This is a genomic window from Shimia sp. MMG029 (assembly GCF_027947445.1).
Classification (GTDB): domain Bacteria; phylum Pseudomonadota; class Alphaproteobacteria; order Rhodobacterales; family Rhodobacteraceae; genus Shimia.
Genome location: NZ_JAQJIM010000006.1, coordinates 55650 through 82338, shown reverse-complemented (window position 1 = coordinate 82338; position 26689 = coordinate 55650). Strand labels below are relative to the sequence as shown.

The following is a 26689-nucleotide window of genomic DNA, read 5'->3' as shown; positions in this document are numbered from 1 at the left end:
CTGCGGGGGTTTTTCTTTTGTGGGCTGTGATTGGCGCTTAGGATTTGGCCCAGAGCGCGCGGGCAGCCTCTGCTATGCTGTCGCGTGACGGCATGGTAGCGGCATAGGCCGGACCGGTTGCGATAAAGCTGTCATGGGCGGCGATGCGGGCATGGGGCAGGGTGGTCTGTTCATGCAGCAGCGCCATCAGCGCCTCAGACTGGCTGCCGGTGGTGCGGCATTCATCCACCACCAGAACCTTCTCGGCCCCCTCTAGCGCGGCAAGGATGCCCTCGGCAGGCAGCGGCGCGAGCCAGCGCATGTCGATTACACGGGTCTGGATGCCCTCCTTGGCGAGGTCTGCCGTCGCCTGTGTGGAGAGATAACGCCCATTGCCATAGGTCAGAATGGCCAGCGGGCCGTCACCCTCAACGCCAACTTCGCCCAGAGCGATGGATTGATCCGGCGCCGGGTAAGTGGCCATCCAGCCACTGTCTTTGTCCTCGAGCAGGTCGCGCATCGGATAGAGCGCGATCGGCTCCACCATCACCACCACGCGGTTTTCCGCATGGGCCAGCCGCACACATTCGCGCATCATCTTAGCCGCGTCATCGCCGCGCGAGGGGCAGGCGATGATGATGCCGGGGATGTCGCGCAGCACAGCCAGCGAGTTGTCATTGTGGAAGTGCCCGCCAAAGCCTTTTTGATAGCCAAGCCCAGCGATGCGCAGCACCATCGGGTTGGTGAATTGGCCGTTTGAGAAGAACGACAGTGTTGCGGCCTCGCCGCGCAGCTGGTCTTCGGCGTTGTGTAGATAGGCGAGGAACTGGATTTCCGGCATCGGCACAAAACCGTTGTGTGCCATGCCGATGGCGAGGCCGAGGATGGATTGCTCATCCAGCAGCGTGTCGATCATACGGTCCGCGCCAAAGCGGTCCTTGAGCTTTTGCGTGACGCCGTAGACGCCGCCTTTGGTGCCGATGTCCTCGCCCATCATCACGATCTCGCCGTGCTCCAGCATCAGATCGGTGAGCGCCCAGTTCAGCAGGCGCGACATGGGTTGGGGTTTGTCCATCTGCTTGAGATCCGCGCCAAAGGCCTTTTCGCGGGCCTCCGGTGTGGGGCCGTTGCTGGCAGCAATCTCGCGGGCCGGTGGCACCAGCGATGCCATGACCTCGGCGGCATTTGAAAGGCGCGGGGTTTTCACGGCCTTTTCCGCCAGCGCGGCGCAACGGTCCTCAGACTCCTGATAGACCGCCAGAGAGGCCTCAGGCGTCTGCGCACCGGCCTCAGACAGCAGGCGCACGGAATGCAGCAGCGGATCATCCGCTTCCCAAGCCTCAAAGGTGGCTTTGGGCAGGTAAGCCTGCTGCATGTCAGAGCCGGCATGGCCATAAAGGCGCACGAGCGTCAGGTGCAGGAAGGCCGGTTTGCGGTGTTTGCGCACATACTCAGCAGCCTCTTGGGCGGCGCGGAACGTGTCATAGATATCAAGCCCGTTGGCGGTGAAGTACTTCAGGCCGGGTTTGTGGGCAAAGTTGGCGTTGATCCAGCCGCCGGGTGTCCGGGTGGAGATGCCGATGCCGTTGTCCTCACAGACAAACAGCAGCGGCATGGGGGCGGATTGATAGGCCGTCCAGCAGGCGGTGTTGATCGCCCCCTGCGCGGTGGAGTGGTTGGCGGAGGCATCGCCAAAGGAGCAGATGACGATGCTGTCATCGGCCAATTGTTTATGCTCGGGCGCGCGGCGCTTGGCGAGGCCGATAGAATAGGCGGCCCCCACGGCTTTTGGCAGATGGGAGGCAATGGTGGAGGTCTGTGGTGGGATGTTGAGCGCCTTGGAGCCCAGCACCTTGTGACGCCCGCCAGAGATCGGATCCTCCATCGAGGTGCAGAAGCTCAGAAGCATGTCCCAAGCCGCATCCACATCTGCAACCTGCGTTGAACGCATGGTTTGAAACGCGCCGTCGCGATAGTGCAGAAACGCCATGTCATCAGGGCGCAGGGCGGCAGCCACAGCGGCCATGCCCTCATGTCCAGAGGAGCCGATGGTGTAATAACCATTGCCTTCAGACTGCATTTTGCGCGAGCGGCGGTCCAGATTGCGGCTGAGGCACTGCGCGGCAAAAATCTCTTTGGCGTGTGCGGCCTCAAGCGGACCGTCTGCGGTGGCGCCGGTTGGAAATGCGCCCTGTGCCACGCGTTCTCTGAACGCCTGATCCACGATATCTGCTCGATCCATATGCTCCTCCCTCAGATCTTGAAGCCTGCGTAGCACCCCGGAGGAGGAAGGCCAATGTGAAGTTTGTAGATTTCCGAAAACTCTCCTTAAGGGTGTGTTTTGACCCGATCAAACCCTGTCTGGTTCCCGCCTCAAAAGGACCTGATTTTGCCCCAATCTGGGCCCCGCAATGGTCGCATTTACACTTCATTAACCATGGAGGGGGCGTCCGGGTATTGCTGGGCGCGCCGCAGTCACGGGGGCGGCAGTGTGAGGTGTAAAGACCGATGAGACACGGGTTTCGTTTGGGAGAGTTTGACGTGGATGCGTCGCAGGATCTGGCAGCGGGTCTGCGGGTGGGCATACCGTCACAGGGTAAAGAAGATCGACGTCTGATGCGTGAGGCCAAGCGGCGCATGAAAACGTTGTCAGGGCGTGAAAAGCCGCCGGTTCAATTGAGCAATGTGGAGCGCGCGATGCTGCGCAATGCGCCGGATCTGGTGACGCCGGAAATTCGCGCCTTTGCTGATGATACGACGGCAGATTGGCGTGCCCGCTGGCCGCGTCCGCGACTGCTTGCTCTGATTGTTATCATCACCTTGGCAGCGATCGTACCGTCGGTGGCGATGCGGTTGCTGATCTGGTGTGTGATCATGTTGCTTTTGACGTCTGTGATGCTGGGGCCGGAACGGGCACGGGATGCTGTGCAGTTTGCCGGGCAGCATATTGCGCGCGTCTGGGGGCGGGAGATCCGCTTTGTGCAGAGGTTGTGGAGCCGATAGGGCGATTTGCAGAAGGGGCGCCCTTGTCGCTCGCGCGGGACTGAGACCTGCGGGTCGGGGTGCCACATTTTTTCCATATTTTTATCGCGCCGGCGCCTCATTGATTGCCGAATCTTAACCGCAGGCGCCCGATTTGGGCAGCTGTTGGGTGGTGGTTGTAGGTGTAAGCGATGAGCCAAGATGTTTTGGGAAAAAGTTCCGCGCAATCAGGTGAGTTCGGACGGGCCATAGTGGCCCCTGGAGAGCCATTCACCGATACAACCTTGCTGACCATTCGGGCGCTTCTGGCAGAGTCAGATCCTGTACCGCAGCCCAAACCCCTCTCTTTCAGCTTGCCGGCCAAATCCGCTGGCCGGACTGACCCTTTGGTGCCGCCGCAGCGCAATCCGTATGCCGTAGCGCCTGAGCCTGTGGTTCACGGCCCTGAAGGGCACGGCGCGCGGCAGGTGGAGGTTGCGCCCGGGGGCGGCCAGTCTAGTGCCGCATGTGCCGCAGAAGAGAGCCCTTTGCCGCCAAGGCGCAGCTGGCGTCGGATCGAGGTTGTCGAGAGCTGGCCTGGGCGAAACTTGCGGCGGGTGCTCATGTCGCCGAGAATGCTGGCGGTTGGCTTTCTGTGTGGTGTCGTGATTTGGGAGCCTTGGTTTATTCCGGCGCTTGCTTTGATGATGGTGTCTGCGGTTTTGCTGATCGGTGCCTTGATTGGGCAGGATCGCATGGCCCGGATTGTGCTGTATCTGCTCAAGCGCTTTGTTTGGGCGGATCCGTCGCTTGGGCGGCTGTTACAGCGGATTTTGCCTGCGCGATGGCATGGTATCCTATATCGCCCGGTGACCGAAGCGGATGCCTGGGACGGTCTGATCGATCCCAGCTTTGAGGCCCGTCTGGCGCGGATCCGACGCTGAGCATTTCAGGCTGCTTTTCTATTCCCTGCGCTTGGGCCTTGAAATTGCCGCAAGCCCCAAGTATGTCAGCCTTTGATCAAGGCAAAGAAGAAGCGTCATGGCGAAAACCAATCCGATCACTTTTATTCAGCAAGTCCGCGCGGAAGTTTCCAAAGTGGTCTGGCCGACCCGTCGCGAGGTGCTGTTGACCACCGTAATGGTCTTTATCATGGCGGCGTTGACGGCGGCCTTCTTTTCGCTGGTGGATATTCTGATCCGCTCTGGCCTTCAGGGCATTCTGGCGCTTTTCGGCTAATCCACACAGGCCTTTGCGCAGGCTTTCAGCGGCCTGCGTCCGTCGGTTGTCCCTTGAATTGAGCGGGCAAGGGCGGTAGGGACTGCGTCTATAAGATGCATGGCGTGTGGCGATTCGAGTTGCACGCCGATTTTTTGTTCCTGACAGTCCGATTTGAGACTGCGAACATAAACGACACTCCGGCCAGATGCCGGCAAGGACGGGAAGAACAACAGATGGCGAAACGGTGGTATTCGGTTAGCGTGCTTTCGAACTTCGAAAAGAAGGTCGCCGAAACAATTCGCACGTCGGTCGAAGAGCAGGGGCTTGAGGACCAGATTGACGAAGTGCTGGTGCCGACCGAAGAAGTGATCGAAGTGCGCCGTGGCAAGAAAGTGAGCACCGAGCGTCGCTTTATGCCGGGCTACGTGCTTGTTCACATGGAAATGAGCGATCAGGGCTATCACCTGATCAACTCCATCAACCGCGTCACCGGCTTCTTGGGTCCGCAAGGTCGCCCTATGCCAATGCGCGACGCTGAAGTGCAGGGCATCTTGGGCCGCGTTGAAGAAGGCGAAGCTGCACCGAAGCTGATGATCAGCTTTGAGGTGGGTGAGAAGGTCAAGGTCAACGAAGGGCCGTTTGAGGACTTCGACGGTATGGTTGAGGAAGTGGACGAAGAGAACCAGCGCCTGAAGGTGACCGTGTCGATCTTTGGCCGTGAGACTCCAGTTGAGCTAGAATACACGCAGGTGACCAAGCAGATGTAAGCTGCGCACTTTGCAGAGACAAAAAAGCCCCGCATCAGACGATGCGGGGCTTTTTGTTTGTCTGGCGTGTGCCTGTGAAGATCAGGCTTCGATCATGTCCACGCGGGTTGCGTGGCGGCCGCCTTCAAACTCGGTGGAGAGGAAAGCATCCACGATTTCAAGCGCGAGGCCTTCGCCGACCACACGGGCGCCAAGCGACAGAATGTTGGCGTTGTTGTGCGCGCGGATCATCGCGGCGGAAAACGTGTCAGAGCAGACACCGCAGCGGATGCCTTTGACCTTGTTGGCGGCCATCATGATGCCCTGGCCGGTGCCACACAGGATGATGCCAAGATCGGCCTCGCCGGCGACGATACGTTCGGCGGCGGCTTGGCCGTGTTTGGGGTAGTGGGTGCTTTCGGTGGTGGTCGGGCCGATGTCGAGCACCTCATAGCCTTGGGCGGAGATGTGATCGGCCACCGCGCGGCGCAGATCAATGGCGGCGTGGTCGCTGGAAAGCACGATGCGTTTGTAGGATGTCATGAGGGAGCCTCTGAAGGTTGCGGAGGAGATAGAGTGCGGCGCGCTTGAAGCAGGTGAGGCGGGGTTTGTCAAATTTGTGCTGAATTTGGCTGGGGCGCACAGGACATAATTCCCTAGAGGTTGATCGTCTTTGTTTTCTTGGTGTGCTGGGCCTGAAGTTGTTGATGGTCCAGTTAGACAATGGTCCCACCGGCATTGAAAATGCTATGTTGATGGCCCATTTCTATATAATGGAAAACAATCAGCGACTACTTTTACATGTAGAAACCATATATGCGAAGCATCTTGAATTGTTCCGGCACTCAGATGACTTTGTGCAGCAGCGCACTACTCAATTTGCTACTACAAATACAATTCTCGTGGCAGCTTACGGTGTTCTTTTGGGGGTCGCCTACGAAATAAGTCCGCTTGCCGCACACTCTAAACTCTTACTTTCTCTGGCGATAATTTTGTCCACAGTTGGGGTCTTTTACTCATACGTTTGGTACTGCTCTTATAAGCGCAGCGCCGCCTATAGAAAGATCCATCGAGACACGTTGAAAGAACTGGATAGCTATATTTTAGAGTTGCAGCCCGAGCTCAAATTACCCCGCCGAATTCTCATCGGCCCTTTTCAATTGCGCCATGATATTATGTACTTAGGGAAGTCTTATCCAATAGGCAGCGAAAGCGAAACGACACAGATCGGTCGGTTTGAAACAAAGAGAACGTTTTTCAATGTGGAGTCGATTCCTTTGTTTTCGCTTTTTCTCTGGGCATCGTTTTGCGGAATCGGGGTTTGGTTGATCGTTCGCTAAAGTTCTTTCAAAAAGATGTCTCATTGAAGCTCTTGGATTAGAAGTCTTAGGCAGCAAGCAGATACTCAGAGTGTGTGTCGCCTATTTTTTTGAACCCCTTGCCAACACCCCAAAACAGGTCTAAACGCCGCCTTTATCGTCTTCGGGCGAGATTCTCTCGTGGGAGGTCTTGGGCATCGCGATGCACAGATCGGACCACGCAACACAAACCGGGCAGATCGCGTTCTGCCTATGTTGAAAGGAAAACCAAATGGCTAAGAAGCTTGCTGGTACAATGAAGCTGCAGGTTCCTGCAGGTCAAGCCAACCCTTCCCCACCCGTCGGTCCGGCGCTGGGTCAGCGCGGCATCAACATCATGGAATTCTGTAAGGCTTTCAACGCCAAGACACAGGACATGGAGCCAGGTGCGCCTTGCCCAACCGTGATCACCTACTATCAGGACAAGTCCTTCACCATGGACATCAAGACGCCACCTGCGTCTTACTACCTGAAGAAGGCTGCCAAGCTGAAATCCGGTGCAAACCTGCCAGGTCGTGAGACCGTAGGTTCCGTGACTGCCGCTCAGGTGAAAGAAATCGCCGAAGCGAAAATGAAAGACCTGAACGCAAACGACATCGATGCTGCAATGCAGATCATCCTTGGTTCCGCGCGCTCCATGGGCATCGAGGTGAAGTAATGGCTAAGCTTGGTAAACGTACTGCCGCAGCGCGCGAAGCGTTCGCAGGCAAATCCGACCTGACCGTTGAAGAAGCTGTTGCACTGGTCAAAGGTGCAGCCTCTGCAAAATTCGACGAGACCGTTGAAATCGCTGTTCAGCTGGGTGTTGACCCACGTCACGCAGACCAGATGGTGCGCGGCGTTGTTGGTCTGCCTAACGGCACCGGCAAAGACGTGCGCGTTGCGGTATTCGCACGCGGCGCAAAAGCCGAAGAAGCTCAGGCAGCTGGCGCGGACATCGTTGGCGCAGAAGATCTGATGGAAACCGTTCAAGGCGGCACCATCGACTTTGATCGCTGCATCGCGACCCCTGACATGATGCCTGTTGTTGGCCGTCTGGGTAAAGTGCTTGGCCCACGTAACCTGATGCCAAACCCAAAAGTTGGCACCGTGACCATGGACGTTGCTGACGCTGTCAAAAACGCCAAGGGCGGCGAAGTTCAGTTCAAAGTGGAAAAAGCCGGTGTTGTACACGCAGGCGTTGGCAAAGTGTCTTTTGACGAAGGCAAGCTGGTTGAGAACGTAAAAGCCTTCATGGGCGCGGTTCTGAAAGCCAAGCCTGCTGGCGCAAAAGGTGCCTACGTGAAAAAAGTTGCGCTGTCCTCCACAATGGGCCCAGGCGTGACCATCTCTGTGGACGCAGCTTCCGCTGAGTAATTTCGAACGTTTGTTCGAACTGTTGAATTTTGAGAGCCCCTGTTGCAGCAGGGGCTCTCTTTTTTGTGTTTCATGACGTAAATGTATATTTTTTGTAAAGAAAATTGACTTGGTCTCGCATTTGGTTACGGTCGCTGCATTAAATCGCGCGTGGACCTAAGCTGCGCGCCTATAACACGTATTGATTTTGAAGAGGCGGGGAATGGCAAACGCAGTGGACTTGCCGCGTTGGAAGCGACGCCGGCGTATTGAAAAGATTCATGCTCAGGCCAAAGCGCAATTAACCGACAAAAGCGCAGATTTTCGCCCGCGTCGCCTCCTCAAAAGACTGGAAGAGATTGCCACGCCCAATCTGCGGGCAACGCCCACCTACCAGGAAGCCAAGCTGTTGCTTTGGATCGGCATGGAGGCCCGCGCAGCGCGCGCCCGACGCACGATGAGCCGGCTGCGGGAATTGCGCATTGAACGGAATGAAATCGCGGAATTCAACGCCTTTGAAGCCCTGCTTAAGGAGGCTGTTGGGCGTGATTTCATCTTTGGTCATGACTATGACACCAAGTTTTTTGCGGATGTGGATCACAGCGTCGTCTGGTCTGAGGTGGGGCGGATCATCGGCTGGTTACAGCGCGATTATGGTGAGGTGTTTCTGAATTCCGGGACGTTGCTTGGCGTGATCCGCGACAAGCGGCTGATTGGGCATGATGATGACATTGATCTTGCGATCAGGCTTAAGGCGGGCAACGCAGAAGAGGCTGCGCGGGAATGGAATGGTTTGTGTCGCCGCCTTCAGGCCGAGGGGCTTTTGAGCGACGAAATGGACGCCGGGCCTGCGGACATTTTGAAGCTGAAGACCGATGGCCAGCACCAGGTGGATCTGTTCCCTTGCTGGATTGAGGGCGGGCGTGTGTTTGTGTTTCCGCATACGACTGGAGAGCTGGCCGAGAGCGAAGTCTATCCATTGCAAGCCTGCGATGTCACGGGGCTGCCGGTGCCTGCGTCGGCAGAAAAGATGCTGGCGATCAACTATGGCGCAAACTGGCGCAAACCTGATCCGTATTTCAGCTTCCCCTGGGGACATGCAAAGCAGAAGTTCCGCAGCTTTCTGAGTGGACTTGACGGGGCGCCAAGCCCTGTCAGCAAAAAGAAATACACGTCGCTGGTTACCTATGGGACCTTTGATCTGTTCCATATCGGACATGTGCGGCTGTTGCAGCGATTGTCAGAATTGGCAGAGAACGTGATTGTTGGCTGCTCCACAGATGAATTCAATGCGATCAAGGGCAAGAAATCGGTGTTGCCCTATGCGCAACGCGTGGAGGTGCTCAAGTCCTGTTCCTATGTGACTGAGGTATTTGCAGAAAATGATTGGGCGCAGAAACGTCAGGACATATTAGATCGTCAGGCCGATGCTTTTGCGATTGGGGATGATTGGGCTGGTGAGTTTGACGAGCTCAAGGACATTTGTGATGTGATTTATCTGCCGCGCACCGAGGATATCTCTACAACGGAGATCAGGGATCACGTTCAAAGGCGCGTTGCTATTGGTGAATAGATCCATATTTTTGTCGCTATTGCAGGGGTGTTTCGACATGATGGCACGCACCGAAAGTGACACCCTCTAGGACCTTATGCTCAGATTTCTGATTTATGCCCCTGTGCCGCTGTATGAGGCTGATGGGCAGTTGTTTCTGGAAGATCAGGCGCGGGTCGGATTGCGGCTCTGGGCGGATAATTTTGCAGCCGTTGCGGCCATGATGCCGGTGATCAAGGGGCGCCCGCCTGAAGGCTGGTGCGCCTATGTGCCTGACAGCATAGAGCGGGTAACGCTCCACCCTTTGCCAGCGGCCTATACGCCCACGCGCTTTGCGCAACATTTCGTGGCGACACGCCAACAGATCGCGGCGCGGATTGAGGCGGCAGATATCCTGTCATTTGCGATTGGCGGTCTTTGGGGGGACTGGGGCGCGGTGGCTTGTCTGACCGCGCATCGTGCAAAGCGTCCCTTTGCTGTGTGGACCGATCGGGTGGAAAGTGACGTGACCCGCCTGACCGCCGCGCAGGGACCGTTGAAGACACGGCTGCGCAAACGGCTGACAGCCGGGCCGATGTGGGCGCTGGAAAAAGCGGTGATCCGGCGCGCGGATCTGGGGCTGTTTCATGGCCGCGAGACCTTTGACACCTACGCGCCCTTCAGCCGCAATCCGCATGTGGTGCATGACATTTTGCTGGATCGCAGTTTCCAGATTGACGGCGCCTGCTTTCACGCCAAGCAGCAGGCGGTGCAGAAGGGGCCGTTGCAGATCGTTTATGCCGGGCGGGCTGATGCAATGAAAGGGCCGCTGGAGTGGCTCAGCGTTTTGCAACAGCTTCGGGACGCGGGAGTGGCGTTTTCTGCCCGTTGGCTGGGCGATGGCCCGATGCTGGAGGAGATGCGGCGCGCTGTCACCCGTGCAGGTTTGCAAGATCTGGTGGCATTGCCGGGATTCATTGCTGATCGAGAGGTGGTAATGACCGCTCTAAGAGAGGCGCATCTTTTTCTGTTTTGCCACAAGACGCCCGAAAGCCCGCGGTGCCTGATCGAGGCGCTGATGTCGGGCACGCCGATTGTGGGCTATGACGGCGCCTATCCGCGTGAGCTTGTGGCGGCCCATGGCGGAGGGCGTTTTGTGGCGCGCGGCGAGGTGCAGGCGCTGACAGAGACGGTCAGGGCGCTGGCGCATCAGCCACAGGTGCTGTTGGCCCTGCAAGACGGCGCCCGGCGGGACGGACAGTCCTTTGATCAGGACAGTGTGTTTCGCCATCGCAGCGATATCCTGAAGCAGGCGCTTTCTTCTGGACAGAAGGATTCATAAACGCTGTAGTTGCAACCGATTAGAGCAACCAGCGGGCAGCGCTGGTGGACGGGGCTTTGGGGGCCGTACTTTGAAACATATTTTGACCGTGGCGGCCCTGTGGCTGGCCAGCGCGGAGTTGGCGGCTGCAGAGTGTTCTGACGCGCGCAGCATCTGGGGGGATGTGAAAGACAGCGGCTCGTCGCAGGTTTTTGAAGACTATCTTTCGATCTTTGGGGACTGCGCGATTTATTCGGGACTGGCGCGGGAAAAACTGGCCACCTTGGGCAAGGTCCAGCCTGCAGCGCCTATGTCGGCACCCGAAAGGGATCCTGAACCTGCGGTGGCCGAAAATGACGACGGCCAGCTCTCTGACTGGGAGGTGTTTGAAATCGAAAGCGCCTGTATGCGGGCCGCTATGGCGCCTTTGCATGTTGAAGGGTATTCGGGCACGGCCTGGGATGACATCGACACCGAAGAGGCGCTTGCCGCCTGTGCCCCGGTTCTGGAGCTGGAGGACCCGAATCCTGAGGCCATGGCGGCCTATGGTCGGGCGCTGATAAAGGATGAAGATTACATAGCTGCGGCGGAGGTGAGTCTGGCTGCGGCCATGCTGGGCAGCGGGCTGGGGGCCAACAATCTGGGCGTGCTCTATGAAGACGGGAGCGGCGTGCCGCAGGACTATGACGACGCTCTGCTATATTACACCATCGCTGCCGATTACGACTCTCCTTTCGGGCATATAAATGTCGGGGATCTCTATCGGGATGGTAAAGGCGTTTCAGTCGATGCTGAGCTGGCGATAGAAGCTTACGAGGCGTCCGGCGCGTTGGGCTATGGGGTTGCCTATGAGCGCATTGGCGACCTTTATCGGGATGGGGGTATTGTGCCGCAAAGCAGCTCGAAGGCGATCTATGCCTACAGCTCTGCCCATGAGCTGGGGGAATACGCCAGCGGCAACAAGATTGCCTATATCTATGAAACAGGTCGGGGCGATCAGCCGCAGAATGAAAGCGCAGCCTTCAGTTGGTATCTTGATGTGATGCTGAAAGGTGTCACTGAGGATTGGGCGATCTATCGTGCAGGGCGCATGATGCTGGAAGGACGCGGCGTCGAGGCGGATGAAGAAAAGGCGCGCAACTGGTTCGGTCTCGGGGCGCATCAGGGCCATGCGCCGAGCCAGCGGGAGCTTGGCCGGCTGTTGCACCGTTGGGGCAATACCGATGAGGCGGAAAGCTGGCTGCGTCAGGCGGCGGATCAGGGCGATGAAGACGCGCAGGGTTTGCTGGCAATCTGGTATTGAAGCATCAACGCAACGCGCGCCTGCGGCAGAGCGGCTCTGAGCGGACGGCCTCGCGTTGCACAAACTTCAGGTGGCCCAGCACAGGTTTGAAGGCTTCACGATGGTCATCACGGGCCATGTAGTCAAGGATCCGGTAGATGTTGATCGGCTGCTGTTTGATCAGCGCAAGGATGCGTTCCTGAGCCTCCTCCGGCGGGTAGCTGTCGATCAGAACGCAGGCGCTTTGGGTGGGCGTTAGGATGTAGAAATCCTGGGGCCTGCGTTTGGTGAAATGGGTGGCATTGAACGGCGATTCCCCGAGGGCGCGAAACTTCGGCATGATCATCTGCATGTCCGCAGTGGTGTGGCTGATCACGTGACCTGAGGTCTGTGTGAACCCCAGAGGTTTGAGTTTTTGCAGCACGTGATTGCGCATGGGGCCAGCCAGCGCATCCACATCGGCGCGGTCGTACTTCAAGTCATCAAACACCGAGATGATCTGTAAATCCCAGTCAACCACATAAAGATATGGATCTTTGTCGAGCACCCGCAGGCTATCCTTCAGCGCAGCGACGGTAACAGGCGCGTTCGTTTGCGGGGCAGGTTTTGCCGCGGGCGCGGTGAGGGCTGAGGTGATCCTGTTCAGAAGGCTGCGTACTGCCATGGGGCTCTCATCTTATCGATGTGTGTTTGTAGCACTGAGTACGCAGGCGCGGCGTTGCTGGGTCATTCAAAACCGCGCGATTGCGATATCTGTGATCATCTATTGATCCGCCGCCGTCGTATTCTCATTTAGAACACAGACACATGATCGCAGGAGGGTGTGATATGCTCCAAGAGAAGCGCAAAGATTTGGACTCTGAGAAGCAGAAGAAGCTGTTGCAGCGGCTGGTGTCTGAGCTGAGTGGGCTGTATCCGGATCTCTACTATCAGCCGACCAGCGAAGTCGCCGCCCTGATCCTGCGGCACGTGGCGGGAGAGGCGAAGCTCAACGCCGATGAGCACGCGCTGATGAAACCTCTGAACAAACGCGACATTGAGGTGTTGTTGAGCCTGCATTAAGCGGCGTCAACACTGCTTGCAACCTCGCTTACAGCTCAATCGGATACGGTGACGCTGTAGCCGAACTCTGCCACCTCGCGGGGCGGCAAGAGCAGGCTGTTGGGGCGATCTGCGATCTGAGCACCGGCACCGGCAAGCGCCGCTGTGCCATGCCAAGGCTCTATGCAAAGGAACGGCGCGCCGACCGGTTTCCAAAGCGCGATGTCAGGCAGGTTGTGGAAGGCAAAAGCCAGCGCGGTCCCATCTTCGGTGCCGTAGCGCAGCGGCTCCGCCGCATCTGGAAAGACGAGTGCGCCGTCCTTGAACAGCGCTTCGTTGATTGGCAGCACACCATCCTGAAAGGGGCCAGGGGTCAGCGCTGGCGCTAGCAAGCCATCACCGCGCAGAGGGCGCTGTTGGGGATTGGTGGCGGAGGCAAGGGTGACATGATGGGGATCCTCAGAGTGCCCGGGAAGGGGCCAGTTAAATGCCGGATGAAAGCCAAACCCAAATGGCATCGCCTCCTCAGATTGGTTCTCTACGCGTGCTGTGACAGAAAGCGTGTTGCCGTCCAGCGCATGTGTCAGGTGCAGGGCGAAGTCGAACGGATAGACGGCGCGTGTTTCGGCATCAGCGCGCAGCACGTGGTGACACTCGGTGTGCGTGTGTGCCTCAAGCGCAAAGCGGCGTCGGCGGGCAAACCCATGTTGCGCCATCTCTGCGCGGTGGGCGCCGATCTCGATACGATCGTCGGGCGCGCGCCCGACGATGGGAAACAGAACTGGCGCACGTCCGGTCCAGAAAGTGGCGTCGCCATGCCACAGGAGGTCCGCCCCTTGGGATGTGCGCAGATATTGCATTTCTGCGCCCACAGCGGCGACGGACAGACTGAGGTGGTCGTTGGACAGAATGCAATCAGAGGTCATAACGGCGCCTTTGTTGGACAGGGTGGGCTGGTGTGCCCACTTTAGCCGCGCGTCGCCAGATTGAAATGACGCAATTGGCAGGGGATGTCTTTGATTAGGGGCGCAAATGGTGGCTTGCAAAGTGATTACAGCGGCGTTAAGAGGCCACTGCCCACCCCAAGGCAGCGCTTATGCGATTCTTTGAGGTGGCCTGTCCAAGACGGAGGGTTCCGGCATATGCCTGAATAATTCCTTCCTGAGATGGGGTAAGAGACAAGAATTCTAAGAAGGCCCTTTCCGGGCGCTTCGGCGATCTTGGTTCCCAACCCTTTGTTTGGACCTAAACGCATGCCGCTTTGCGGTGTGCAAAACTGAGCCGGGGCGCAAGCCCCATATTTGGAGTAAAACTGTGGATAGAGCACAAAAAGAGAAGGTGGTCGAGGAACTCGGCCAGATCTTTGAAAGCTCTGGCGTTGTAGTGGTTGCCCACTACGCGGGTCTCACGGTTGCTGACATGCAAGACCTGCGCGCACGTGCGCGTGACGCGGGTGGTGCAGTACGTGTCGCCAAGAACAGGCTCGCCAAGATCGCCCTGGAAGGCAAACCATGCGAGAGCATGGGTGACCTTCTGTCGGGTATGACCGTTCTAACCTATTCCGAGGACCCTGTGGCAGCTGCCAAAGTGGCCGAGGACTTCGCCAAGACGAACAAGAAGTTCGAAATCCTTGGCGGTGCAATGGGCGAGAACGCTCTGGACCGTGCCGGTGTTGAAGCCGTGTCGAAAATGCCTTCCCGCGACGAGCTTATCGCTCAGATCGCAGGCATGCTCGGCGCACCTGCTTCCAGCATCGCCGGTGCAATTGGCGCACCTGCTTCGAACATCGCATCCATCCTGTCTACCATCGAGGAAAAGGCAGAGGCTGCGTAAGCAACTTTTTGAGCCGCGTCGGGTGAATGCCCAACGTTGGAACACATATCTGATAACGGAAAGAGTCTAAAATGGCTGATCTGAAAGCACTCGCAGAAAGCATCGTGGGTCTGACCCTGCTGGAAGCACAAGAACTGAAAACCATCCTCAAAGACGAGTATGGCATCGAACCAGCCGCCGGTGGCGCGGTTGTAATGGCAGCAGCTGGCGGCGACGCCGGTGGCGCAGCTGAAGAAGAAAAGACTGAATTCGACGTGATCCTGAAATCCGCAGGCGCATCGAAAATCAACGTCATCAAAGAAGTTCGCGGCATCACAGGCCTGGGCCTGAAAGAAGCCAAAGAGCTGGTCGAAGCTGGCGGCAAAGCAGTTAAAGAAGGCGTGTCCAAGGACGAAGCCGAAGACATCAAAGGCAAGCTGGAAGCAGCTGGCGCTGAAGTCGAAGTTAAGTAATTCGGTTTTTTACCGATTTGCTGCAGGCGTCCCATCTCGGGGCGCCTGTTTTCGTTTGGGCGACATGTTGCCTGTCGCAGTCATAAAGCGTTAAACATCGTGCTTTGACCATCTAGCGGTTGCCAATAGGCGCGCAATGGGCAATCACAAGACAGAGAGCGCGGCTTTTGCCTGCGCCCAAGCAGATAACCTGGCCCTTTGGCATTCCCCTCATATTCACGCCTGGGGGCCATAGATAAGAAGAAAACTATGAAACACTCCATTCCCCTGACAGCCCTTCCGGAAAATACTGTTTTTGGCGCGGGCGATGTTTTCGTCCTGTTTGGTGAACTCTTTGGTCGTGGCTACGCGACCGGCCTGATTGATGCGGCAAAAGCGGCTGGCATGAGCGTTGTGGGCATCACCGTTGGTCGCCGTGAAGACGATGGCGCGCTGCGTGCCTTGACCGCAGAAGAGCTGGCGCAGGCGGAAGAGAACCTTGGCGGTAAGATCATCAACATCCCCTTGATGGCGGGGTTTGACATGGACGCCCCTGAAGGTGGGGCCACCCCAACCGACATGCTGTCAGACATGACGCTGGACAACTGGCAGGACTACAAGCTTGACTGGGCTGCCGTGGACACCTGCCGCGAGATCGGCATCGCGCGTTTCACCGACGCGCTTGGCCGCGTGATGGCAGAGCTTGAAAGCTTCATCCCTGCAGGCAAGAATGTGTTCTTTGCCCACACAATGGCTGGCGGCATTCCACGTGCGAAGGCTTTCTTGGCGATTGCCAACCGCATCTACAAAGGCCGTGGCGCACGCCACATGCCGTCTCAAGCGCTGATGGACAGCGATCTGGGTAAACTGATCCTGCAGAACTTTGACGAAGTGACTGCCAACAGCTTTGGCCACCTGTTGGCACAAAGTGCCGCGCTGCGCGGCAAGATCGAAGCAGGTGGCGGGCAGGTGCGTTACACCGCCTATGGCTATCACGGCACCCGTGTTCTGATTGATGGCGCCTATCAGTGGCAAACCTACACCAGCTACACGCAAGGCTATGCCAAGATGAAGCTGGAAGGCTTTGCGCAGCAGGCTTGGGAGCAGGGCGTGAAAGCGACCGTGTTCAACTGCCCGGAAATCCGCACCAACTCCTCTGACGTGTTTGCCGGCATCGAGCTGTCACTGCTGCCGCTGCTGGAGGCGTTCCGCAACGAGGGCGGTGGGGATTGGGCGCAGGGCGTCTGGGATGACTGTCAGGCATTGCTGAAAGACGAGGTGAAACTTGAGGAGGTGCTGGCAACGGTTGGCGCCTACCAGCAGAATCCTGTGATGCAGTCGTTCTACAACTTCGAAGCCTGGCCGATGCAGAACAGCCCGGAGCAGGTGGAAATGACCGTTGGCACCTCTGGTGACATTGTGGCGCTGCACAAGAACCGCAAAGAACTGGTGAGCGATGTGCTGAGCACCTATGTGGTGAACGCAACCGGCGCGCTGATGTTTGCGGCTTCAAGCAAGGCGGATGGTCCGGTTCTGTGGCTGGATCACGATCTGGTTGCGCAGCATTTGATCGCTGCGAACGGGTAATTCAGCGCATTATCACAAGCTTTTGGCAGGCGTCCCTTGGGGCGCCTGTTTTGCGTTTGGGCGGTGCCGTCTCGCAAACACGATTGTGTCAGTCCCTTGTTTTTTGCAGCCACTTCGCTGACGCTGCTGGGAAATTCCAAAAGAGAAGCGAGAAAGACGGAGAGTACAGCCACAAAAAGGAGCGGCGGAATGTGCGATATATGTGTGATCAACGCGGTCAAAGACAAAATGCTGTCGCGGCGGGAGTTCTTCCGCGCGGGCGCGGCAGCAGGGGCGGTTGCCGCTGTTGGGGCCACCAGCGCAACCCCGGTGCGGGCGCATAATCACGGGGGCATCACGGATCTGACCTACAGCCTGTCACCGGAGTTCCCGACGTATGGCGGTGCGCCCGGATTTGGCACGGAGGCGGTGTTTGAGTTTGCCAAGGATGGCTTCAACCTGTTGAATCTGACCATAGCAGAGCACACAGGCACGCATATTGATGCGCCGCTGCATTTTTCTGCGGATGGCCATTCGGTTGACGAGATCCCGGTGGAAAATCTGATTGCGCCGATATGTGTTGTGGATATTGCCGCGCGGGCTGCTGAGGATGCGGACACAACGGTGACGCCGGATGATCTGAAGGCCTGGATTGCCGACAATGGCGAAATTCCAGATGGGGCCTGTGTGGCCATGCATTCTGGCTGGGGAGCGCATGTGGCGACGGAGCGGTTCCGTGGGTTTGACGGGCAGGCGCAGCACTATCCGGGGTTTCATGTTGAGGCAGCGCAAATGTTGATGGAAGAAACAGGCGCGGCAAGTATTGCGGTGGACACGCTGTCGCTTGATCCGGGAAATTCTGCGGATTTTGCGACGCATTATGCCTGGCTCCCCTCGAACCGTTTTGGCATCGAGAATGTCGCAAATCTTGACAAGCTGCCAGCGTCCGGGGCCACAGTGTTTATCGGTGCGCCAAAGTTTGCAGGAGGCACAGGTGGGCCTGCGCGGATCATTGCGATGGTGTAGAGCTGCGGCCCTTAAAAAGGCTCCTTAACGAGGTGGGTGTCAGCGCGCATGGGTGATTTGGCAAATGTCAAGCCCTCAGGGGTTGCCAAGGCATGCGCGATTCAATATTCGGTAGTCTCTTGCGGTTTCGAGCGATTCGGGGCCGCTTTTGCCCTTTGCGGACATGATCTGTCCCGAGTGGCGCGAACAAACGGCGAAACAGCCAAGGCAGGGGCAACGGGGGCGGCAAACCCCAAGATCAGAAGACGACTGACGAAACTTACGATACGGACCTTAAAATAGATTGAAGACCCCGGCTTGGTAAGCCTCTTGGGGTGCGAGAACAGCGCACACGAGAAGTTTTCCAAGGCAGGGTTTGGAACGGGAGGCTCCCTTTGGGACGGGGGCCGGGAATTGTCCAGACTTTGACCGTCTCGTATGGGCGTGGTGCCGGGGACCCGACGGCATTTGCGCTCGGTGAGAAATGAAAGGTGACGATAGTCATGGCTCAAAGCTTTCTTGGCCAGAAACGTTTGCGCAAATATTACGGCAAGATCCGCGAAGTGCTGGAGATGCCGAACCTGATCGAGGTTCAAAAATCCTCTTATGATCTTTTCCTGAAATCCGGTGATGCACCGCAGCCAACCGCTGGCGAAGGCATCATGGGCGTATTTCAGTCGGTTTTCCCGATCAAAGATTTCAACGAAACCAGCATTCTGGAATTCGTGAACTATGAGCTGGAAAAGCCCAAGTACGATGTAGAAGAATGTCAGCAGCGTGACATGACCTACAGCGCGCCGCTGAAGGTGACCCTGCGTCTCATCGTGTTTGATGTGGACGAAGACACCGGCGCGAAGTCTGTGAAAGACATCAAAGAACAAGACGTGTTCATGGGCGACATGCCCCTGATGACACAGAACGGCACCTTTGTGGTGAACGGCACCGAGCGCGTGATCGTGTCTCAGATGCACCGCTCCCCTGGTGTGTTCTTTGACCACGACAAAGGCAAAACCCACTCCTCCGGCAAACTGCTGTTTGCCTGCCGCATCATTCCCTACCGCGGCAGCTGGCTGGACTTTGAGTTTGACGCCAAAGACATCGTCTACGCCCGTATCGACCGCCGCCGTAAGCTGCCTGTGACCACCCTGCTGTATGCGCTGGGTCTGGACCAGGAAGGCATCATGGACGCCTATTATGACACGGTGAACTTCAAGCTGGAGAAGAACAAAGGTTGGGTCACCAAGTTCTTCCCTGAGCGTGTGCGCGGCACCCGTCCTGTGATGGATCTGGTGGACGCAGCAACCGGCGAGATCATTGCTGAAGCGGGCAAGAAAGTGACCCCGCGCGCTGTTAAGAAGATCATCGACGAAGGCAAGATCACCGAGCTGCTGGTGCCGTTTGAGCACATCGTTGGCAAATTCGTTGCAGAAGACATCATCAACGAAGAAACCGGTGCGATCTATGTGGAAGCCGGTGACGAGCTGACACTGGAATACGACAAAGACGGCGACCTGATCGGCGGTTCTCTGAAAGAGCTGATCGACGCGGGCTTCACCGACATTCCTGTGCTGGACATCGACAACGTCAATGTTGGCCCCTACATGCGCAACACCATGGCGGCTGACAAGAACATGAGCCGCGACACCGCGCTTATGGACATCTACCGCGTGATGCGTCCGGGTGAGCCACCCACCGTTGAAGCGGCAAGCGCGCTGTTTGACACCCTGTTCTTTGACAGCGAGCGTTATGACCTTTCCGCGGTTGGCCGTGTGAAGATGAACATGCGTTTGGCGCTGGATGCCGAAGACTCGCAGCGCACCCTGCGCAAAGAAGACATCATCTCCTGCATCAAGGCGCTGGTGGATCTGCGGGACGGTCGCGGCGACGTCGATGACATCGACCACCTCGGCAACCGTCGTGTGCGCTCCGTTGGCGAGCTGATGGAAAACCAGTACCGCGTTGGCCTGCTGCGCATGGAACGTGCGATCAAAGAGCGTATGAGCTCTGTTGAGATCGACACGGTGATGCCGCAAGACCTGATCAACGCAAAACCAGCGGCCGCGGCTGTGCGTGAATTCTTCGGCTCCTCGCAGCTGTCGCAGTTCATGGACCAAACCAACCCGCTGTCTGAAGTGACGCACAAGCGTCGTCTCTCCGCGTTGGGCCCAGGCGGTCTGACCCGTGAGCGTGCAGGCTTTGAGGTGCGCGACGTGCACGCGACCCACTACGGTCGTATGTGCCCGATTGAGACACCGGAAGGTCCAAACATTGGTCTGATCAACTCGCTGGCGACTTTTGCCCGCGTGAACAAATACGGTTTCATCGAAACACCGTACCGCAAGGTTGAGAACGGCGTGGTCTCCGATGAGGTCAACTACATGTCCGCAACCGAAGAGCAGCGTCACACCGTTGCTCAGGCGAACGCGGCGCTCGATGACAACGGCAAATTCGTGAACGAATTCGTCAACACCCGTCAGGCGGGCGAGTATACGCTGGCCGCTTCGGAAAACGTCGACCTGATCGACGTGAGCCCGAAACAGCTGGTGTCTGTGGCGGCCTCGCTCATTCCGTTCCTTGAAAACGACGACGCCAACCGCGCTCTGATGGGCTCGAACATGCAACGTCAGGCGGTTCCACTGCTGCGCGCTGAGGCGCCTCTGGTGGGCACCGGCATCGAAGGCAAAGTGGCGATCGACTCCGGCGCGGCCATTCAGGCCAAGCGTGCGGGCATCATCGACCAGGTGGATGCACAGCGTATCGTGATCCGCGCCACCTCCGATCTGGAGCTGGGCGACGCGGGCGTGGACATCTACCGTCTGCGTAAGTTCCAGCGTTCCAACCAAAACACCTGCATCAACCAGCGTCCGCTGGTGAAAGTGGGTGACACGGTGTCCAAAGGTGAGGTGATTGCCGATGGTCCGTCCACCGATATCGGTGAACTGGCGCTTGGTAAAAACGTGGTCGTCGCGTTTATGCCTTGGAACGGCTACAACTACGAAGACTCCATTCTGATCTCCGAGCGCATCGCGCGTGACGACGTGTTTACTTCGGTTCACATCGAAGAATTCGAAGTCGCCGCACGTGACACGAAGCTTGGCCCAGAAGAGATCACCCGCGACATTCCAAACGTCGGTGAAGAAGCGCTGCGCAACCTCGATGAGGCGGGTATCGTTTACATCGGTGCGGATGTTGAGCCGGGCGACATTCTCGTTGGTAAGATCACACCGAAGGGCGAAAGCCCGATGACCCCAGAAGAAAAGCTTCTGCGCGCCATCTTCGGTGAGAAAGCCTCCGACGTGCGTGACACCTCGCTGCGCGTGAAGCCGGGTGACTTCGGTACTGTTGTGGAAGTGCGTGTCTTCAACCGCCATGGTGTGGAAAAAGACGAGCGTGCGCTGCAGATCGAGCGTGAAGAGATCGAGCGTCTGGCGCGTGACCGTGACGACGAACTCGGCATTCTGGATCGCAACATCTATGCCCGTCTGAAAGGCATGATCCTCGGCAAAGTGGCTGTGAAAGGTCCTCGCGGTGTGAAATCTAACTCGGAGATCACAGAGGAACTGCTGGCCAGCCTGAGCCGTGGCCAATGGTGGCAGCTGGCGTTGGAAGATGAAGCCGACGCACAGGTTGTTGAGGCTCTCAACGAGCAGTACGAGATCCAGAAGCGTGCGCTTGAGCACCGCTTTGAGGACAAGGTCGAGAAAGTCCGTCGTGGCGACGATCTGCCACCAGGTGTGATGAAGATGGTCAAAGTCTTCATCGCGGTGAAGCGTAAGCTTCAGCCGGGCGATAAGATGGCCGGTCGTCACGGGAACAAAGGCGTTATTTCCAAGGTTGTGCCTATGGAAGACATGCCATTCCTGCAGGACGGTACGCCGGTTGACTTCTGTCTGAACCCACTGGGTGTGCCTTCGCGTATGAACGTTGGTCAGATCCTTGAAACCCACATGGGTTGGGCTGCACGTGGCCTTGGTCTGAAAATTGACGACGCGGTGCAGGAATACCGTCGCTCCGGCGATCTGACACCTGTGCGCGAAATGATGCGTCTGGCGTATGGCGAAGATGTCTACGAAGAAGGCATCGCTGGCATGGACGAAGGTCAGCTTCTGGAAGCGGCGGGCAATGTGACCCGTGGTGTTCCAATCGCTACCCCGGTCTTTGACGGCGCCAAAGAAGGTGACGTGAACGATGCGCTGGTGCGTGCTGGCTTCTCTGAAAGCGGTCAGTCCATCCTGTTTGACGGTCGTACCGGTGAACAGTTTGCACGTCCGGTGACTGTGGGCATCAAGTACCTCTTGAAACTGCACCACCTGGTGGATGACAAAATCCACGCGCGTTCCACTGGCCCATACTCCCTCGTCACACAGCAGCCGCTGGGTGGTAAGGCACAGTTTGGTGGTCAGCGCTTCGGGGAGATGGAGGTCTGGGCTCTGGAAGCTTACGGCGCCGCCTACACCCTGCAGGAAATGCTCACCGTTAAGTCGGATGACGTGGCAGGCCGGACCAAGGTCTATGAAAGCATCGTCAAGGGCGAGGACAACTTTGAAGCGGGCGTCCCAGAATCGTTCAACGTTCTGGTCAAAGAAGTCCGTGGCCTCGGCCTGAATATGGAACTCCTGGACTCGGAGATTGAGGAGTGAGGGCGAAAGCCCTCACCACCCCCAACTCTCCCAACCAAATTTGAGGTATCAAAATGAACCAGGAACTGACGAACAACCCGTTTAACCCGCTGACCCCTCAGAAGGCGTTTGACGAGATCAAAGTGTCTCTCGCATCTCCTGAGCGGATCCTGTCGTGGTCCTACGGTGAGATCAAAAAGCCGGAAACCATCAACTACCGGACGTTCAAACCAGAGCGTGACGGTCTGTTCTGTGCGCGTATCTTTGGCCCGATCAAAGACTATGAATGTCTCTGCGGCAAATATAAGCGCATGAAATATCGCGGCGTTGTCTGCGAAAAATGTGGTGTGGAAGTCACGCTGCAGAAAGTGCGCCGTGAGCGCATGGGCCACATCGAACTGGCTGCGCCAGTGGCACACATCTGGTTCCTGAAATCGCTGCCATCCCGCATCGGCCTGATGCTGGACATGACACTGCGTGATCTGGAACGTGTTCTGTACTTTGAAAACTACGTTGTGATCGAGCCCGGTCTGACCGATCTGACCTACGGCCAGATGATGACCGAAGAAGAGTACATGGACGCCCAAGACCAGTACGGCATGGACGCCTTCACCGCCAACATCGGTGCGGAAGCGATCCGTGAGATGCTGGCCCAGATCGATCTGGAAGCCGAAGCAGACCAGCTGCGCGCTGATCTGGCCGAAGCGACCGGTGAGCTGAAGCCCAAGAAGATCATCAAGCGTCTGAAAGTGGTCGAAAGCTTCATCGAGTCCGGCAACCGTCCGGAATGGATGATCCTGACTGTGATCCCAGTGATCCCACCAGAGCTGCGCCCACTGGTGCCGCTGGACGGTGGCCGCTTTGCGACGTCCGACCTCAACGATCTCTATCGTCGTGTGATCAACCGGAACAACCGTCTGAAGCGTCTGATCGAACTACGCGCACCTGATATCATCGTGCGTAACGAAAAGCGGATGCTGCAGGAATCTGTGGATGCGCTGTTTGACAACGGCCGCCGTGGCCGCGTGATCACCGGTGCCAACAAGCGTCCGCTGAAATCGCTGTCTGACATGCTGAAAGGTAAGCAGGGTCGTTTCCGTCAGAACCTTTTGGGTAAGCGCGTCGACTTCTCTGGCCGTTCGGTGATTGTGACCGGTCCGGAACTCAAGCTGCATCAGTGTGGTCTTCCCAAGAAGATGGCGCTGGAGCTGTTTAAGCCGTTCATCTACTCCCGTCTGGAAGCCAAAGGTCTGTCCTCCACTGTGAAGCAGGCCAAGAAGCTGGTGGAAAAAGAGCGTCCCGAAGTTTGGGACATCCTTGACGAGGTGATCCGCGAACACCCAGTGATGCTGAACCGTGCGCCAACGCTGCACCGTTTGGGCATTCAGGCGTTTGAACCCACCCTGATCGAAGGTAAAGCGATCCAGCTGCACCCGCTTGTCTGTTCTGCGTTTAACGCGGACTTTGACGGCGACCAGATGGCTGTGCACGTGCCGCTTTCGCTGGAAGCCCAGCTCGAAGCGCGTGTTCTGATGATGTCCACGAACAACGTTCTGTCGCCTGCAAACGGTGCGCCGATCATCGTGCCTTCGCAGGATATGATCTTGGGTCTCTACTACACCACCATCATGCGTGAAGGCATGAAGGGTGAGGGCATGGTGTTCTCCTCTATTGAGGAAGTGCAATACGCTCTGGACGCAGGTGAAGTGCATCTGCACGCCAAGATCCATGCGCGTATCCCACAGATCGACGAGAACGGTCTGGAAGTGGTGCAGCGTTTTGAAACCACCCCGGGTCGTGTTCGTCTTGGCGCGCTGCTGCCGCAGAACAACAAGGCGCCGTTTGAGCTGGTGAACAAGCTCCTGCGGAAGAAAGACGTGCAGAACGTGATTGACACCGTCTATCGCTACTGTGGTCAGAAAGAGTCCGTGATCTTCTGTGACCAGATCATGACCATGGGCTTCCGCGAAGCGTTCAAGGCTGGCATCTCGTTTGGTAAAGACGACATGGTGATCCCAGACAACAAATGGGGCATCGTGGACGAGACCCGCGATCAGGTGAAAGACTTTGAACAGCAGTACATGGACGGCCTGATCACCCAGGGCGAAAAGTACAACAAAGTTGTGGACGCATGGTCGAAGTGTAACGACAAGGTCACCGACGCGATGATGGACACCATCTCCGCCGGTAAGACCGACGAGAGCGGCGCCGAAGCGGAGCCAAACTCGGTTTACATGATGGCCCACTCCGGTGCGCGTGGCTCGGTCACACAGATGAAGCAGCTGGGCGGGATGCGCGGCCTGATGGCGAAGCCGAATGGCGACATCATCGAGACCCCGATTATCTCGAACTTTAAAGAAGGTCTGACCGTTCTGGAGTACTTCAACTCCACCCACGGTGCCCGTAAGGGCCTGTCAGATACGGCTTTGAAGACTGCGAACTCCGGTTACCTGACCCGCCGTCTGGTGGACGTGGCGCAGGACTGCATCGTGCGTATGCATGACTGTGGCACCGACACGGCGATCAACGCGGAAGCGGCTGTGAACGACGGTGAAGTTGTGGCCTCTCTGGCAGAGCGTATCCTGGGTCGTGTTGCGGCAGAGGACATCATGAAGCCGGGCACCGATGAGGTGCTGGTCGCGCATGGTCAGCTGATCGACGAGCGTATGGCAGATGCGATCGACGAAGCCGGTGTGCAGAACGCCCGTATCCGTAGCCCACTGACCTGTGAGGCTGAGGAAGGCGTCTGCGCGATGTGCTATGGTCGTGACCTTGCACGCGGTACGCTGGTGAACAGCGGCGAAGCCGTGGGCATCATCGCGGCACAGTCGATTGGTGAACCTGGTACACAGCTGACGATGCGGACCTTCCACATCGGCGGTGTTGCGCAAGGTGGCCAGCAGTCGTTCCTGGAGGCCAGCCAAGAAGGTAAGATCGTCTTCGAAGGCGCCAACATCCTTGAGAACGCCAAAGGCGAAGCTCTGGTGATGGGCCGTAACATGAAGCTGATCATCCAAGGTGAAGACGGCGACGAGCGCGCAAGCCACAAAGTGGGCTATGGCTCCAAGCTGTTTGTCACTGATGGTCAGACCATTGGCCGCGGCGACAAGCTGTTTGAATGGGACCCATACACCCTCCCGATCCTCGCGGAGAAGGATGGTAAGGCGAAGTTCGTTGACCTCATCACCGGCCTGTCGGTCCGTGACGAAACCGATGACGCAACCGGTATGACCCAGAAGATCGTGTCTGACTGGCGCGCTGCACCGAAGGGCAATGAGCTCAAGCCGGAAGTGATCCTTGTGGATGCTGACGGCGAGCCAGTGCGCAACGATGCCGGCAACCCAGTACACTACCCAATGTCCGTGGACGCCATCCTGTCTGTTGAAGACGGTGAAGACGTTCGCGCCGGTGACGTTGTCGCGCGTATCCCGCGTGAAGGCGCCAAGACCAAGGACATTACAGGTGGTCTGCCACGTGTGGCCGAACTCTTTGAAGCGCGTCGTCCGAAAGACCACGCAATCATCGCGGAAATCGATGGTTACGTGCGCTTTGGCCGCGACTACAAGAACAAGCGCCGCATCGCGATTGAGCCGTCTGATGAGAGCCAGGAAACCGTGGAATACATGGTGCCCAAGGGCAAACACATCCCAGTGCAGGAAGGCGACTTCGTGCAGAAGGGTGACTACATCATGGACGGTAACCCGGCACCGCATGACATCCTCTCCATCATGGGTGTTGAAGCGCTGGCGGACTATATGATCGACGAAGTGCAGGACGTGTATCGACTGCAGGGTGTGAAGATCAACGACAAGCACATCGAGGTGATCGTACGCCAGATGCTGCAGAAGTGGGAGATCCAGGACTCTGGTGAAACCACCCTGCTCAAAGGCGAGCACGTTGAGAAGATCGAGTTTGACGCTGCCAACGAGAAGGCACTGGCCGAAGGCCGTCGTCCTGCTCAGGGTGAGCCGATCCTGCTCGGTATCACCAAAGCGTCGCTGCAGACTCGCTCCTTCATCTCCGCGGCATCGTTCCAGGAGACCACCCGTGTTCTCACCGAGGCGTCTGTCCAAGGTAAGAAAGACAAGCTGGTCGGCCTGAAAGAGAACGTCATCGTGGGCCGTCTGATCCCGGCCGGTACCGGTGGGGCCACGCAGCAGGTGCGCCGCGTTGCGTCTGAGCGTGACAACGTGGTGATCGAAGCCCGTCGTGAGGAGGCTGAGGCCGCCGCACGTCTGGCCGCGCCAACCGACGATGTGACTGCAGACGATGTGTTTGACAGCGGTCTGGTGGAAACACCTGAAAGCCGCGACTTCGACTAAACCGTCGAACGCTGAACCACTTTTTGAAAGGGCCCCCGGCATTGCGTCGGGGGCCCTTTTGCCTTCGGCTAGGATATTTTTGGCAAGAGGAAACCCGGGCTTGGCAAATCTCTCACACGGCCCTAACGTCGCGCGATT

General features: G+C 57.6%; 21 protein-coding genes. 17 read left to right on the top strand and 4 right to left on the bottom strand.

Annotation, left to right across the window (positions count from 1 at the left end; translation table 11 throughout):
* Nucleotides 1-37: 37 nt before the first annotated feature.
* Entirely contained in the window at nt 38-2221 is a 2184-nt protein-coding gene (locus tag PJL69_RS14615; protein WP_271310310.1) for a thiamine pyrophosphate-dependent enzyme, read from the bottom strand.
* Nucleotides 2222-2487: 266 nt separating this feature from the next.
* Between PJL69_RS14615 and PJL69_RS14610 the strand changes: the two genes are divergently transcribed.
* The 4 genes from PJL69_RS14610 (at nt 2488) to nusG (ending at nt 4928) form a co-directional block, all read left to right on the top strand.
* A complete protein-coding gene (locus PJL69_RS14610) occupies nt 2488-2982 on the top strand; it encodes a hypothetical protein (RefSeq protein ID WP_271310309.1) in 495 nt (164 codons plus the stop codon).
* Between the two features lie 170 nt (nt 2983-3152).
* The gene (locus PJL69_RS14605; RefSeq protein WP_271310308.1) at nt 3153-3884 is read left to right on the top strand and encodes a hypothetical protein; all 732 of its coding nucleotides are present in this window, start codon (nt 3153-3155) and stop codon (nt 3882-3884) included.
* A gap of 97 nt (nt 3885-3981) precedes the next feature.
* Complete coding sequence (gene secE, locus PJL69_RS14600; RefSeq protein WP_209065879.1) at nt 3982-4179, top strand: preprotein translocase subunit SecE; 198 nt, start codon at nt 3982-3984, stop codon at nt 4177-4179.
* 215 nt (nt 4180-4394) lie between these two features.
* Entirely contained in the window at nt 4395-4928 is a 534-nt protein-coding gene (gene nusG / locus PJL69_RS14595; protein WP_271310307.1) for a transcription termination/antitermination protein NusG, read from the top strand.
* Between the two features lie 81 nt (nt 4929-5009).
* Here the strand turns inward: nusG and rpiB are convergent, their stop codons facing one another.
* A complete protein-coding gene (gene rpiB, locus PJL69_RS14590; protein ID WP_271310306.1) occupies nt 5010-5450 on the bottom strand; it encodes a ribose 5-phosphate isomerase B in 441 nt (146 codons plus the stop codon).
* 164 nt (nt 5451-5614) lie between these two features.
* Here rpiB and PJL69_RS14585 point away from each other — a divergent pair, with 164 nt between their 5' ends.
* From PJL69_RS14585 to PJL69_RS14555, 6 genes are all read left to right on the top strand, one after another.
* Nucleotides 5615-6247 (top strand): RipA family octameric membrane protein, encoded by a 633-nt coding sequence (locus PJL69_RS14585; RefSeq protein WP_271310305.1) that lies wholly within the window; start codon nt 5615-5617, stop codon nt 6245-6247.
* Nucleotides 6248-6497: 250 nt separating this feature from the next.
* Nucleotides 6498-6923, top strand: coding sequence for a 50S ribosomal protein L11 (gene rplK / locus PJL69_RS14580; protein WP_058239823.1), 426 nt, complete (start codon nt 6498-6500; stop codon nt 6921-6923).
* Nucleotides 6923-7621, top strand: coding sequence for a 50S ribosomal protein L1 (gene rplA / locus PJL69_RS14575; RefSeq protein ID WP_209099931.1), 699 nt, complete (start codon nt 6923-6925; stop codon nt 7619-7621). Before rplK ends, rplA begins: the two co-directional genes overlap by 1 nt.
* A gap of 202 nt (nt 7622-7823) precedes the next feature.
* Nucleotides 7824-9173 carry an adenylyltransferase/cytidyltransferase family protein gene (locus PJL69_RS20290; protein ID WP_333781884.1) on the top strand — a complete coding sequence of 450 codons (1350 nt, stop codon included), beginning with the start codon at nt 7824-7826 and terminating at the stop codon, nt 9171-9173.
* A gap of 76 nt (nt 9174-9249) precedes the next feature.
* Nucleotides 9250-10473, top strand: coding sequence for a glycosyltransferase (locus tag PJL69_RS14560; protein WP_271310304.1), 1224 nt, complete (start codon nt 9250-9252; stop codon nt 10471-10473).
* A 70-nt stretch (nt 10474-10543) separates the two neighbouring features.
* A complete protein-coding gene (locus PJL69_RS14555; RefSeq protein WP_271310303.1) occupies nt 10544-11755 on the top strand; it encodes a tetratricopeptide repeat protein in 1212 nt (403 codons plus the stop codon).
* A 4-nt stretch (nt 11756-11759) separates the two neighbouring features.
* Here the strand turns inward: PJL69_RS14555 and PJL69_RS14550 are convergent, their stop codons facing one another.
* Entirely contained in the window at nt 11760-12398 is a 639-nt protein-coding gene (locus tag PJL69_RS14550) for a hypothetical protein (protein ID WP_271310302.1), read from the bottom strand.
* Nucleotides 12399-12562: 164 nt separating this feature from the next.
* Between PJL69_RS14550 and PJL69_RS14545 the strand changes: the two genes are divergently transcribed.
* On the top strand, nt 12563-12796 hold the full coding sequence (locus PJL69_RS14545; RefSeq protein ID WP_271310301.1) for a hypothetical protein: 234 nt from the start codon (nt 12563-12565) through the stop codon (nt 12794-12796).
* Between the two features lie 35 nt (nt 12797-12831).
* On the opposite strand, the gene PJL69_RS14540 is transcribed toward PJL69_RS14545, so the two are convergent.
* Nucleotides 12832-13701, bottom strand: a complete 870-nt coding sequence (locus tag PJL69_RS14540; protein WP_271310300.1) for an aldose 1-epimerase family protein — start codon at nt 13699-13701, stop codon at nt 12832-12834.
* A 388-nt stretch (nt 13702-14089) separates the two neighbouring features.
* On the opposite strand from PJL69_RS14540, the gene rplJ reads away from it, so the two are divergent.
* The 6 genes from rplJ to rpoC all read left to right on the top strand — a co-directional run bounded on the left by rplJ (nt 14090) and on the right by rpoC (nt 26551).
* A complete protein-coding gene (rplJ, locus tag PJL69_RS14535) occupies nt 14090-14608 on the top strand; it encodes a 50S ribosomal protein L10 (RefSeq protein ID WP_058239829.1) in 519 nt (172 codons plus the stop codon).
* 71 nt (nt 14609-14679) lie between these two features.
* Entirely contained in the window at nt 14680-15060 is a 381-nt protein-coding gene (rplL, locus tag PJL69_RS14530) for a 50S ribosomal protein L7/L12 (protein ID WP_209065891.1), read from the top strand.
* A gap of 249 nt (nt 15061-15309) precedes the next feature.
* Complete coding sequence (locus PJL69_RS14525) at nt 15310-16626, top strand: enoyl ACP reductase FabMG family protein (RefSeq protein ID WP_271310299.1); 1317 nt, start codon at nt 15310-15312, stop codon at nt 16624-16626.
* Nucleotides 16627-16815: 189 nt separating this feature from the next.
* On the top strand, nt 16816-17631 hold the full coding sequence (locus PJL69_RS14520; protein WP_271310298.1) for a cyclase family protein: 816 nt from the start codon (nt 16816-16818) through the stop codon (nt 17629-17631).
* A gap of 482 nt (nt 17632-18113) precedes the next feature.
* Nucleotides 18114-22250: a DNA-directed RNA polymerase subunit beta gene (rpoB, locus tag PJL69_RS14515; RefSeq protein WP_271310297.1), complete on the top strand. Its 4137-nt coding sequence runs from the start codon at nt 18114-18116 to the stop codon at nt 22248-22250.
* A 53-nt stretch (nt 22251-22303) separates the two neighbouring features.
* On the top strand, nt 22304-26551 hold the full coding sequence (gene rpoC / locus PJL69_RS14510; protein WP_271310296.1) for a DNA-directed RNA polymerase subunit beta': 4248 nt from the start codon (nt 22304-22306) through the stop codon (nt 26549-26551).
* The last annotated feature ends 138 nt before the right edge of the window (nt 26552-26689 follow it).